This window comes from Deltaproteobacteria bacterium (assembly GCA_030654105.1).
GTDB lineage: Bacteria > Desulfobacterota > SM23-61 > SM23-61 > SM23-61 > JAHJQK01.
The window spans coordinates 1-11,644 of the sequence record JAURYC010000169.1; the positions used below are offsets into that span (position 1 = coordinate 1).

The 11,644-nt window shown below is 52.2% G+C and carries 10 protein-coding genes, 2 tRNA genes and 1 other RNA gene; all 13 read left to right on the forward strand.

The annotated features are described in order from the left end of the window. Positions 1-307 precede the first annotated feature (307 nt). The 13 genes from tadA (at position 308) to Q7V48_07095 (ending at position 11,437) form a co-directional block, all read left to right on the forward strand. Positions 308-823 (forward strand): tRNA adenosine(34) deaminase TadA, encoded by a 516-nt coding sequence (gene tadA / locus Q7V48_07035; GenBank protein MDO9210488.1) that lies wholly within the window; start codon positions 308-310, stop codon positions 821-823. Between the two features lie 122 nt (positions 824-945). Then, positions 946-1,039, forward strand: a tRNA-Ser gene (locus Q7V48_07040). A gap of 63 nt (positions 1,040-1,102) precedes the next feature. Further along, positions 1,103-1,196 (forward strand) — tRNA-Ser (locus Q7V48_07045). A gap of 233 nt (positions 1,197-1,429) precedes the next feature. Then, an RNA gene (gene ffs / locus Q7V48_07050) (signal recognition particle sRNA small type) lies at positions 1,430-1,528 on the forward strand. 20 nt (positions 1,529-1,548) lie between these two features. Further along, positions 1,549-3,321, forward strand: a complete 1,773-nt coding sequence (gene dnaX / locus Q7V48_07055; protein ID MDO9210489.1) for a DNA polymerase III subunit gamma/tau — start codon at positions 1,549-1,551, stop codon at positions 3,319-3,321. A 10-nt stretch (positions 3,322-3,331) separates the two neighbouring features. Then, the gene (locus Q7V48_07060) at positions 3,332-3,646 is read left to right on the forward strand and encodes a YbaB/EbfC family nucleoid-associated protein (GenBank protein MDO9210490.1); all 315 of its coding nucleotides are present in this window, start codon (positions 3,332-3,334) and stop codon (positions 3,644-3,646) included. A gap of 7 nt (positions 3,647-3,653) precedes the next feature. After that, complete coding sequence (recR, locus tag Q7V48_07065) at positions 3,654-4,256, forward strand: recombination mediator RecR (protein ID MDO9210491.1); 603 nt, start codon at positions 3,654-3,656, stop codon at positions 4,254-4,256. 97 nt (positions 4,257-4,353) lie between these two features. Beyond that, positions 4,354-5,838, forward strand: coding sequence for a cysteine--tRNA ligase (gene cysS / locus Q7V48_07070; protein MDO9210492.1), 1,485 nt, complete (start codon positions 4,354-4,356; stop codon positions 5,836-5,838). 138 nt (positions 5,839-5,976) lie between these two features. Continuing rightward, a complete protein-coding gene (locus tag Q7V48_07075; protein MDO9210493.1) occupies positions 5,977-6,237 on the forward strand; it encodes a hypothetical protein in 261 nt (86 codons plus the stop codon). Positions 6,238-6,315: 78 nt separating this feature from the next. Further along, positions 6,316-7,959, forward strand: a complete 1,644-nt coding sequence (hflX, locus tag Q7V48_07080) for a GTPase HflX (protein MDO9210494.1) — start codon at positions 6,316-6,318, stop codon at positions 7,957-7,959. A gap of 33 nt (positions 7,960-7,992) precedes the next feature. Further along, positions 7,993-8,328: a zinc ribbon domain-containing protein gene (locus Q7V48_07085; GenBank protein MDO9210495.1), complete on the forward strand. Its 336-nt coding sequence runs from the start codon at positions 7,993-7,995 to the stop codon at positions 8,326-8,328. A gap of 13 nt (positions 8,329-8,341) precedes the next feature. Then, a complete protein-coding gene (rnr, locus tag Q7V48_07090) occupies positions 8,342-10,495 on the forward strand; it encodes a ribonuclease R (GenBank protein MDO9210496.1) in 2,154 nt (717 codons plus the stop codon). A gap of 12 nt (positions 10,496-10,507) precedes the next feature. Next, positions 10,508-11,437, forward strand: a complete 930-nt coding sequence (locus tag Q7V48_07095; GenBank protein MDO9210497.1) for a bifunctional riboflavin kinase/FAD synthetase — start codon at positions 10,508-10,510, stop codon at positions 11,435-11,437. Positions 11,438-11,644 lie beyond the last annotated feature (207 nt).

The following is an 11,644-nucleotide window of genomic DNA, read 5'->3' on the forward strand; positions in this document are numbered from 1 at the left end:
CCAAACTCGGTTAGTCGGACCCAAAAAATTTAATAGGACGCAGATAATCGCAGATAATTATTTTCTTTTTAGTTTATCCTGATAATCTGTGTACATCCGTGTCCAAAAAGGAATTTCCTATACAATCAAGTTACTTGAAAAATCCGCAACAAACCGCAAATTCACGCCCAAGAGACTAACAAAATAAAGGCTATAAATCAAGGAATATTTCATCCTTTCTATCTTGACAAAATGCAGGAAAGTGGTATAAAGAAAATGAATTTTTTTGCTTACGATCATACTTTTTCGCAAGCCATCCCTCTGAAAAATGGCCTTTTCCTTCCGGGAGCTAACGTCAAGAGACGGAGCGCGCGCCATCGATCTTCGACCCGTACATAGCGAGGACGAATATTTCATGGCTATGGCCCTTGAGGAGGCCATAAAGGCGGGGGAGGAAGGTGAAGTTCCTATTGGGGCGGTTTTAGTAGCAGACGGCCAAATAATCGCCAGAAGCCATAACCGGCCCATCGCCCTCTCCGACCCCACGGCCCATGCCGAAATCCTGGTCCTCCGGGAAGGGGCGGGTAAGTTCGGTAACTATCGGCTTTCAGGAAGCACCCTTTATGTCACCCTCGAGCCCTGCGCCATGTGTGCCGGAGCGCTTCTCCAAGCGCGGGTTAAAAGGCTGGTCTTTGGGGCGGAAGATCCTAAGGGGGGCGCAGTACAGTCGCTTTACCTTTTGTTGGAAGATGCCCGCCAGAATCATCGGGTGGAAGTTACTGGGGGTGTTTTTCAAGAAGACTGCCGGCAAGTTTTGCGCCAGTTTTTCCAGGAACGAAGGTAAAAATGATTTGCCACAGAGGGCACAGAGGCCACAGAGAATCAAATATAAAGCGAATAATTTTTATTAAAGCATTTAATTTTCTCTGTGTTCTCCGTGATCTCTGTGGCTAATAATGTATTTCCGGAGAGGTACCGAAGTGGTCGTAACGGGGTCGACTCGAAATCGACTTGGGGGTCAAAAGCTCTCACGTGGGTTCGAATCCCACCCTCTCCGCCAAAAAACATAAGAATAATGGGACGCGTCCTGATAATTAAAATAACTCACCTCGGGCGGGACCGCGGAGAGATGACCGAGCTGGCCGAAGGTGCACGACTGGAAATCGTGTGTTCCGCCAAAAGCGGGACCGTGGGTTCGAATCCCACTCTCTCCGCCATGCACCACGTAGGATGCATGGCTGCCCTGAACTCTACGTAGTTCAGGCTGTCAGAAAATTTAATATTTTCGGACGCAGATTTTCAGGATTAAAAAAATAGGATGATAATAGTTGAAAATAAAAACCCAAATTAATAAAAAGGGTTTTTATTTCTTGTTTCGGAAATTCTTAAAAGTAAAAAGATTTTTTCAGCGTTTATCGGCGCAAATCTGCGTCCCAACTAACCCTATGATAGCCGGGTCCTGCGCAACGGAAAGTTACCAACCCCGTCAGATCCGGAAGGAAGCAGCGGCCGTAACGACTTCCGTGTGCCGCAGGGGAGCCTGGCTATCATCATTTTCCACGAGCGGTGATGTCCTATTTAGTCCTGGCTAGAAAATGGCGCCCTCAAACCTTTGAGGAAGTTATCGGGCAAAAACCCATCACTCAGGCCCTGCAAAATGCCATCGCTCGGCAGCGGGTAGCGCACGCTTACCTTTTTGCTGGCCCGCGCGGGGTGGGTAAAACTTCTGTGGCCCGGATTTTGGCCAAAGCCCTCAATTGCCAGGACGGGCCTACCCCTCAGCCTTGCGATCGCTGTGCCTTCTGCCAGGAAATCCGCACGGGTATTGCGGTGGATGTGGTAGAGATTGACGGGGCCTCCAACCGGGGCATTGATGAGATTCGAGAGCTCCGGGAGAATGTCAGGTATCTTCCCGCTAAGAATAAATTCAAGGTTTACATCATCGATGAAGTACACATGCTCACTGACCAGGCCTTCAATGCCCTTTTGAAAACTCTGGAGGAACCTCCGCCTCATGTCATCTTCATTTTTGCCACCACCGAACCCCATAAGATTCCGCTCACCATCCTTTCCCGTTGCCAGCGGTATAATTTTAAGCGCATCCCCCTGGCCTTGAACGTGGAACAGTTAAAGAAGATAGCCGCCCAGGAAGGGATGGAAATCAGTGACCGCAGCCTCCATCTTCTCGCTCGGGAAGCTGAGGGGTCGTTGCGGGATGGGCAAAGCCTCTTAGATCAGGTTCTCTCTTTCGGCGGAAAAAAAGTGACCGATGAAGAGGTCAATGAAGTATTGGGGCTTATTGACCGCAAGGTCGTTCACGGAGCGATTAAAGCTCTGGCCGACGGAGATAAAATTCACCTTCTGCAAATTGTCGAAGAAATCCACAATTTCGGTTATGATCTCAAAGAATTTTGCGGAGAACTGGGCAGGCTCGCTCGTGACCTTTTAGTTTTAAAGGTCTTCCCCAAGAAGAGCATCGAGCATTCCGGCCTGATCGATCTGCCCGAGGATGAAATCCAGGAACTTTCTTCTCAGGTCGAGAAATTTTCTCTGGAAGAAATCCACAGCCTTTTCCGCTCCTTGCTGGCAGCCCATGACGAGGTTGCCCGGTCTGCCTTTCCCAGGTTGGTTCTGGAGATGACTTTGACCCGGGTTGCGAGGAGAAAACCCATTTTTTCTGTGGAAGAAGCCCTGGAGAGACTCCGGGTCATGGAAGAACGGCTGCGTTCTGGACAAGGTTCCTCTCTCCCCCTTCCACCCCAGCAACCGATGCCTCCAGTGAGCCCCCCCTCAATTCCCGCGGAATCCATAACTCCAACCTTCGGGCACCCCCCCACAGAAGAGGAAGAACAAGCACCTCTAACCCTAAAGGGAAACGAGGGAGTGATCGCCCCGCCAGCCATTAAGAATTCCGCAGAGACGCCGGGAGTGTTGGCCGGGGAAATCAATGACCAGTGGAAAGAGTTCGTCCAATTTGCCAAAAGGAAAAAACCACCCCTGGCTTCCCTTTTGGAACATGGATATCCCTTAATCATCAATGCCGAGCTTCTGGAGATCGGTTATCCGCAAAAATCTTTCTATCTGGAACGAATGCAAGAAGCGGACAACCGTTCTGTTTTGAGCACCTTGTGCGCGGAGTTTTTCCAAAGGAAGATGAAGGTTCGCGTTGCGGGCATGAATCCCCAGCCCCTCTCCCCCAACCTTTCCGGTAATGGACCAGAAGAAAATCATGGGAGAAAAAATTCCAAAAAAAATCAACAGGAAGAAGCTCTAAACCACCCCCTGGTTAAGGAAGCGATCAATATCTTCGGGGGGCGGGTGGTGGAAATCAAACTTTTGTAAGGAGACCACAATGACCAAAGGATTTGGGAATCTGGTGCGGCAGGCCCAGCAGCTCCAGGCCAAGATGCTCAAGGTGCAAGAGGAGATGGCCACGCGTACGGCTGAGGCCTCAGCTGGTGGAGGGATGGTGACTGCCGTGGCCAACGGTAAGCAGGAGTTGCTATCCATAAAGGTAGAAAAAGAGGTAATCAACCCCGAGGATGTAGAAATGCTCCAGGACTTGATCGTGGCGGCGGTCAACGCGGCCCTGAAAAAAGCTCAGGAAATGGTTGCCGAAGAGATGAAGAAGCTCACCGGCGGGATAAATATCCCGGGCCTAATGTGAGTGAAAAATGACCATCCAACATGCCCAGCCCATTTTAAGGTTGATTCAGGAACTGAGCAAATTTCCCGGGGTGGGGGAGAAGACGGCTTTTAGATTGGCCATGCACATTTTGCGGGCTCCCCAGGAAGACGCCGAGGGTTTGGCTCAGGCCATTCTGCAGGTCAAAGAGAAGATCCGGCTTTGTTCGCAGTGCTTTAACCTTACGGACCAAGACCCCTGCCGTACCTGCCAGGATCCAAGGAGAAATGATGAGGTTATATGCGTGGTCAGCGGGCCTGAAGACTTGATCGCCCTGGAAAAAAGCGGCAGCTACCGCGGGCATTACCATGTGCTCCATGGAGTCCTTTCCCCGTTGGAGGGGGTTGGCCTCAAGGACTTACGGGTTAGCGAGCTTCTCTCCCGCTTAGAAGGGGGGAAAGTCAAGGAAGTGATCCTGGCCACCAATCCATCGGTCGAAGGAGAAGCCACGGCCCAGTATCTTGCCCAGATCATAAAACCTTTAAGCATTCGGGTTACCCGCATCGCCCGGGGAGTCCCTATGGGTGGTGATCTGCAGTATATCGACGCGGTCACCTTGAGCAAATCCCTGGAAAATAGAAGTCCGTTGTAGGTCCATTGCAGATTTTAGATATAAGATTTCAGATTGAAAATCCCGATTCTAAAATCTGCAATCTGCAATTTGAAGGGCTTTCCCTCAGGAAACTCTTATGCCTCTAAAAATTTACAATACCCTGACCAAGAAAAAAGAAGAATTCCTTCCCCTCCAAAAGGGCAAGGTTTCAATGTATGTCTGTGGAGTCACTGTCTACGACCGATGCCATATCGGCCATGCTCGGGCCGCTGTTGTCTTCGACGTCATTTTCCGTTTCCTGCGCTACAGGGGCTATGAGGTGACCTACGTGCGCAATTACACGGATGTGGATGACAAGATCATCAAGCGAGCCAACCAAGAGGGGGTGTCCTGCCAGGAAATCGCCAAACGTCATATCCAGGAGTATGAAGAGGATATGGAGGCTCTGGGCATGGAGCGCCCGACCCATGAGCCCCGGGCCACGGAAAACATCTCCCAGATCATCGATCTGGTCAAGAAACTGGTGGAGAAAGGTTTCGCGTACACCGTAGACGGAGATGTCTATTTCTCTGTGGAAAAATTTTCCTCTTATGGAAAGCTATCCGGGCGTGACCTGGAAGAAATGCGTGCCGGAGCCCGGGTGGAGGTGGACGAACGGAAAAACAATCCCCTCGATTTTGCTTTGTGGAAATCCAGCAAGCCGGGAGAGCCTGAATGGGACAGTCCTTGGGGCCGAGGACGCCCGGGGTGGCATATCGAATGCTCGGCAATGAGCCAGCGTTATTTAGGAGAGAGCTTTGATATCCATGGCGGGGGCCAAGACCTAATTTTCCCCCACCACGAGAACGAGATTGCCCAGTCGGAGGCCGCAACAGGGAAACCCTTCGTACGTTTCTGGGTCCATAACGGATTCGTGAACATCAACCACGAAAAAATGTCCAAGTCCTTAGGCAATATTTTGGCCATTCGGGATTTACTCCAGGACCATCATCCCGAAGTCCTCCGCCTCTTTCTTCTTTCCAACCATTACCGCAGCCCGGTGGATTTCTCCTTGCAAAACATGATCGAGGCCAGAGTCAGTCTTGACCGGTTTTACTACGCTCTGCAGGAAATCGAAGACTTTTTAACCCAGAGAGGGGAAAGTAGGCCGGCAACAACACCGCAGCCCCCCAAGGGAGTGACCCGGGAGCTTAGCGAGAAAATCTCCAACACCCAGGGAGAGTTTTTAGAGGCCATGGAGGCCGATTTCAACACAGCTTTGGCTTTAGGTTATCTTCATGATCTAAACCGGACTTTGAACCGGGCCATGGTAGAAAAAAGTTTCCGTCAAGACCCAGTAGCAGCGTCGCTCCTGGCCGAAGGGAAGAAATTCTTGTTAACGAGCGGCAAGATTTTGGGCCTTTTCCAGATGGCTCCAGTTGAGTATTTCGCCAGTCAACGGAGGAAATTTCTAAAGTCCAAGGGTCTCCGCGAAGAGGAAATAATAGAGCTCATCGCTAAAAGGGAGGCAGCTCGCCAAGCCAAGGATTGGGCTTTGGCGGACGAGATCCGCGCCCGGGCCGGCGATTGGGGGGTCCTCCTGGAGGACGGACCCAAAGGAACCAGCTGGAAACCGGCCTAAGAAGTTCGGGGTTAAGAGTTCGGAGAAAGGAAAACTATTTTTAACTCTGAACTCCGAACTAATAAATCCTAACTTTTTTTTCGTTTGGGTGTATAATAAGAAATGGTGTTTTGTCACTCGTGCGGGAAGGCCATCGCGATGAAGGGCAAGATTGGAAGGCAAGAGATTTGCCCCCACTGCCGGAGTGATTTGCACTGCTGTCTGAATTGCAGCCTGTATGATGAATATGCCCAAAATCACTGCCGGGAATCCTCGGCAGAATGGGTGAGCGACGGGGAGAAAAACAATTTCTGCGAGTTTTTCACCTTTCAGGAATCCGAGGCCGCCAGTGGGAATATTCGCCACCTGGAGGAGGCCCGAGCCAAACTTGGGGCTCTCTTCAAGAAAAAAACGCCCTAAAGGAGGTCAACGAAGATCCAAAAGATTTTTGGGAATGTGTTAGGGCTGAAGCCTTCCCAGAGCAAGAAAATTTTATCCTTGTACCACCGGAGAGTACCTCCTCAACAGGTGGTTACTCCTGAACTCGCCCGAACCCTCTCTGAACTATCCTGGGACATCCAACGACAAATAGCTATTTTACTGGACCGCGGAGGCAATGTAAGATACGTGGTCGTCGGCGGCCCTTTTGGTATATGGATCCCTGATCTTTCCGACTACCGCATCGGCAGCGGGCCTCGCCTTCGGGGACTGCGCTGTTTGCATACCCACCTGAAGGGAGAATCCTTGACGCACGACGATTTCACTGACTTGGCTCTCCTGCGCCTGGACTTGATGGCTTCCATCGAAGTCCTTGACCGCGGCCTGCCCGGAAAGATCTCAGTGGCTAACCTGATTCCCCTTAATGAAAAAGGAGAAAATTGGCGCTGTTGGGAACCTCTCCCGGTTACCAACTTAGAAGTCAACTGCCAGCATTTAATCCAGGCCCTGGAGGATGAATTTGCCAGAACCCAGAAAGGGCGCAAAGCCGGAGACGATCGCGACCGCGCCATTTTGGTTCATGCCTCTTCGGCACCCAAGTCTTTCATTGAGGATTCCTTGAACGAACTTTCTGATCTGGCAGATTCGGCAGGTGCGGTGGTCCTGGACAAGATCAGCCAGCGGCGCCATCATTTCCATCCGCGGTATCTCATGGGCCGGGAAAAGTTGATGGCCTTTTCGATCCGGGCTTTTCAGCGAGGGGCGGATCTGCTGATTTTCGACCAAGAGCTAAATCCCAGCCAGATGCGCTCTATCGCGGATCTCACGGACCTCAGGGTCATTGACCGTACCCAACTGATTCTGGACATTTTCGCTCAACGCGCTCATTCCCGGGAAGGGAAGCTGAAGGTTGAACTGGCCCAGATGAAGTATCTGCTGCCCCGGTTGACTACGAAAGACAGCGGACTTTCCCGGTTGACCGGTGGAATCGGGGGGCGCGGGCCAGGTGAGACCAAACTGGAGATCGACCGCCGGAAGGTGCGCGACCGCATCCACCAGTTGAGCCGGGAGATCGAGGAAGTAAATCGCAACCGCAAGCTTCGGCGGAGTCTCCGGCAGAAGAATCAGATACCGGTGATATCCATCATCGGGTATACCAACGCTGGAAAATCCACTTTGCTGAACGGCCTGACTAAAAGCCGGGTGCATGTGGAGAATAAACTTTTTGCTACCTTAGACCCCACCAGTCGGCGGCTTCGTTTTCCTCGCGAAAGAAACATCCTCATCACGGATACGGTTGGTTTCCTGCGCAACCTGCCCCAAGACCTACTGGACGCCTTTCGAGCAACATTGGAGGAATCGAAGGAAGCCGCCCTGCTTTTGCACGTGATCGACCTCAGCCATCCGCGGTTTGAAGAACAGATGGAGGCCGTGGAAAAAATTCTGGAAGAACTGGAACTGAACCGCATCCCCTTGCTCAGGGTTTTCAACAAAGTGGACAAGGTAGACCCGGAAATAGCCAACCGCCTCGGCCAGGCCTTCGGCGCGGTCTGTATTTCGGCCTTAGATCCGGGAACATTCCCCCCCTTGCTGGAGAAAGTCGAGGAAAAGCTTTCCCTTGCCCCAACCAGCTTCCCCGATCAACCTGAAACAGCCGGTCATCGTCCCATGGAGACCCAGATTCTATCCCGAGGGGCAGTCTGAAAAATCCATTTTTGGAAAGGGGGATCCCAAATCATGCCTATCTACGAATATGAAGCAACTTCTCCAGGAAGGAGATGTAAAAAATGTGCTGCAACTTTTGAAGTCCTCCAACGCCTTTCCGATCCTCCCCTCAACTCCTGTCCCGCATGTGGCCAGGGGATAAAGCGGAAAATTTCCCGACCCCGGGTGATTCTACCGGGCTCGGCCAGAGGTAGTAATGAGGTAGAACAGAAAGTGGCTGAATATGAACGGCAGGGCATGTACAGCCACGCTGCCGAACTGGCTGACAAAGAAAGCGAAAAACCCGAGAAAACCCACCTCAAAGAGCGCGCCATGGAGGACTACAGAAAAGCTGGCTACGATTTCTGAAGAAAGGATACCCTTGTCAAAAAAATCCCATAAAAAAATTCTCCTCCCTTCATTTTCACCCCTGGAAATATTGGAGATATTTAAGGCCCACCGCCCTCCGGCTCTTACCTTGACGGAAATTGCCCAGGCCCTCGATATGGCACCGGACCTGCGCAAAAAACTGCGTCGGAAGATGCAGGATCTGGTTGATGCGCATAAGATCGTTAAGCTCGACCGCAGGCATTATGGTTTACCTGCGCAGGCGAAGGTTATCGTTGGTCGGGTTCAGTTGCACCGGGATGGGTTTGGCTTTCTGGTACCTGAAGATTCCAGTCTTCAGGACATTTTCCTGGGCAGGCAGGAAGCCCGGGACCTGATGCACCGCGACCGGGTGGCCCTCCATCTTAGCCCAAAAGAGCGGGGACGCAAGCCTGGGCCCCGACCTATAGAAGTTCTTGAGCGTGCCCATCGGCGGATTGTGGGCCGTTATATGGCAGGGGCAAAAAATGATTTCGTCGTCCCCGACGACCATCGGCTTATACAAAAAATCGGCATCCCCAAGAAGGCCGCAGGCGGAGCCCAGGAAAACGATATCGTCCTGGCGGAGATCACCCGCTATCCGACCAAACAGGAAGGCCCGGAAGGAAGAATCCTGAAAGTCCTCGGTGCTCCTGACGACCCCCGTCTCGACTCGGAGATCATCATTCACAAATACGCCCTGCCGGACGCTTTTCCTTCGGAAGTCCTTAAAGAAGCGGCGGCCATTTCCCAAAAAATTTTTACGGGGGTACGTTCCGACAGAAAAGACTTGAGAAACCTGAACTTCTTTACCATTGACGGGGAGACTGCCCGCGACTTTGACGACGCCGTAGCGATTTCCCGCCTGTCAGGAGGATGTTGCCGGCTCTGGGTCTCCATCGCCGATGTGAGCCATTATGTAAAGGAAGGATCGAGCCTGGACCAGGAAGCCCTGCAGCGGGGAACAAGCGTCTATTTCCCCGAACGCGCCCTGCCCATGCTTCCACCCCGTCTTTCCACCGGAATCTGCAGTCTTAACCCGCAAGAAGACCGGTTGACCATGACCGTGGCCATGGAATTTGACCGGCAGGGGCGGATGACCGGCCCAGAATTTTTCCCCAGCATTATCCACAGCCAGGCCCGCCTCACCTACACCATGGTCAGAGAAATGCTTCTGAATGGCCACCGGGAATTTATTTCCCGTTATCCCTCTATTTTTGAAGACCTGCGCACCATGGCTGACCTTGGCCGGTTGATTCACGCCCAAAGGACGGACCGGGGTTCCCTCGACTTCGACCTGCCTGAACCCCAAGTGGTCCTGGACGTCCAGGGGCAGATTGAAGAAATCGTCCGAGCGGAGCGGCACATCGGCCACCAGATCATCGAAGAATTCATGATCGCAGCCAATGAAGCGGTAGCCGGATTTCTCACCCGGGAAAAGGTCCCCTTTGTGCAACGGGTGCACGAACCGCCGGATGAAAAGAAAATTTTTGAGTTCAAAGAATTCGTCTCCCACTTGGGGTATCGATTCATTTACAAGAAAGAACTTCATCCCCAGACCTTCCAGCGGCTTTTGGAGAAGGTCCGGGGAAAACCCGAAGAGAAGTCCGTTAATTACCTGCTCCTCCGGTGCATGAAGCAAGCCCGGTACTCCGAGAAAGGACAGGGCCATTTTGCCCTTGCCTCCCCTCACTACCTGCACTTTACTTCTCCTATCCGCCGCTACCCGGACTTAGTGGCCCATCGCATTCTAAAAGAAGCGATCCAGGCCGGTAAAATGCCAGAAAAACGCCGCCAGCACTGGCTGAAAAAGCTTCCGCATATTGCTGAGCATTCTTCCCAGCGGGAACGGTTAGCCATGGAGGCCGAACGAGAAATCGTTGACCGCAAGAAAGTGCAGTTCATGAGAGACAAGGTTGGCCAGGAATTCAATGGCTACATCTCCGGAGTTCTTCCCTTCGGCATCTTCGTGGAGTTAGAAGACTTCTTCATAGAAGGTCTGGTCCACCTGACCCGGCTTCCTAAGGATCGATACCAGTTTTTAGAAACGAGGCACACGCTTCTGGGGGAGCACAGCAGAAAAACTTTTCGCCTGGGAGATCGAATGAAAGTGAGGGTGGATGCGGCCAACCTGGAACGCCGACAGGTTGATTTTAGCCTTGTCCCGTGATAGAAAAGATTTATGGAGATCATCCGGAAAGAAAAAAATTTCCAGAGCGAATTTAAAAATCCCGTCCTGACCATCGGGAATTTCGACGGGGTGCACCTGGGCCACCAGCGCATCTTCCAGCGGGCCAAGGAGAAAGCCAGAGAGATCGGCGGGGACTCCATTGTTTACACTTTTGAGCCTCATCCTGTGGAATTACTGGCCCCGGAGCGCAAGCCCCTCTTGATCACTCCCTCCAGAGAAAAACTCCGCTTGATCGAAGAACAGGGCATCGACATAGCGATCTGCGCCAATTTCTCCCCAAAGTTCGCCAGCCAAACCCCGGAGGAATTCGTCAAAAACATCCTTTATGATCAGATTAAAATCCGCCAGCTTTTTGTGGGACACGATTACACCTTCGGCAAAGACCGCCGGGGAAACATCGCCATGCTTAGGGACCTGGGGAAGAAGCTGGGGTTCAACGTGGAAGTAGTCGAAGCCGTACGTGTAGCGGGGGCGGTAGTCTCCAGCACCCGCATCCGGGAGCTCATCCAGAAGGGTGAAATGCCAGAGGCGGCCAAGATGCTGGGCCGGAACTACCCTCTATCCGGCAAGGTGATCCACGGCCACGGCCGGGGCAGCAAGCAGTTAGGGTTCCCCACGGCCAATTTAAAACCCGAAGGGGCTCTTTTCCCCAAACCGGGGATCTACGCCACATGGACCTATCATGAAGGTAAGAAGTACGCGGGGGTGGCCAACTTAGGCTGGAACCCCACCTTCCACGACCAAAAATTTTCCATTGAAGTGCATATCCTCAATTTTGACCGGGATATCTATGGCCAGGCCTTGCGGGTAGAATTTGTAGAGCGCCTGCGCGACGAAATCACCTTCCGCGGCCCGGAAGAACTGGTTGCCCAGATCAAAAAAGACATTTCCCAGGCGAAAAGTATTTTAAAAGGTTCTTAACCTTCTCCGCTGCTGACCCTTTTTCCCCCGGAAAAATCTTGCCCCCCTTCACTTTTTATTTTCTCGCATGATTTCAGGAGGATTATCAAGACCCGGCGGGGAGATGCTGCGCGCCGGCCAAACGGTGGGAGCATACCTTTCTGCACCCCTTCACTTTGCCTCCGCAGAAAGAGAGCACAAAAAACATATATCTTTGCTACAACGGTG

Bases quoted from the DNA above. Each gene is read 5' to 3' on its own strand.
- tadA (MDO9210488.1), top strand. From the start codon at position 308: ATGGCCTTTTCCTTCCGGGAGCTAACGTCAAGAGACGGAGCGCGCGCC.
- dnaX (MDO9210489.1), top strand. From the start codon at position 1,549: ATGTCCTATTTAGTCCTGGCTAGAAAATGGCGCCCTCAAACCTTTGAG.
- Q7V48_07095 (MDO9210497.1), top strand. From the start codon at position 10,508: ATGGAGATCATCCGGAAAGAAAAAAATTTCCAGAGCGAATTTAAAAAT.
- recR (MDO9210491.1), top strand. From the start codon at position 3,654: ATGACCATCCAACATGCCCAGCCCATTTTAAGGTTGATTCAGGAACTG.
- Q7V48_07085 (MDO9210495.1), top strand. From the start codon at position 7,993: ATGCCTATCTACGAATATGAAGCAACTTCTCCAGGAAGGAGATGTAAA.
- cysS (MDO9210492.1), top strand. From the start codon at position 4,354: ATGCCTCTAAAAATTTACAATACCCTGACCAAGAAAAAAGAAGAATTC.
- Q7V48_07060 (MDO9210490.1), top strand. From the start codon at position 3,332: ATGACCAAAGGATTTGGGAATCTGGTGCGGCAGGCCCAGCAGCTCCAG.
- Q7V48_07075 (MDO9210493.1), top strand. From the start codon at position 5,977: ATGAAGGGCAAGATTGGAAGGCAAGAGATTTGCCCCCACTGCCGGAGT.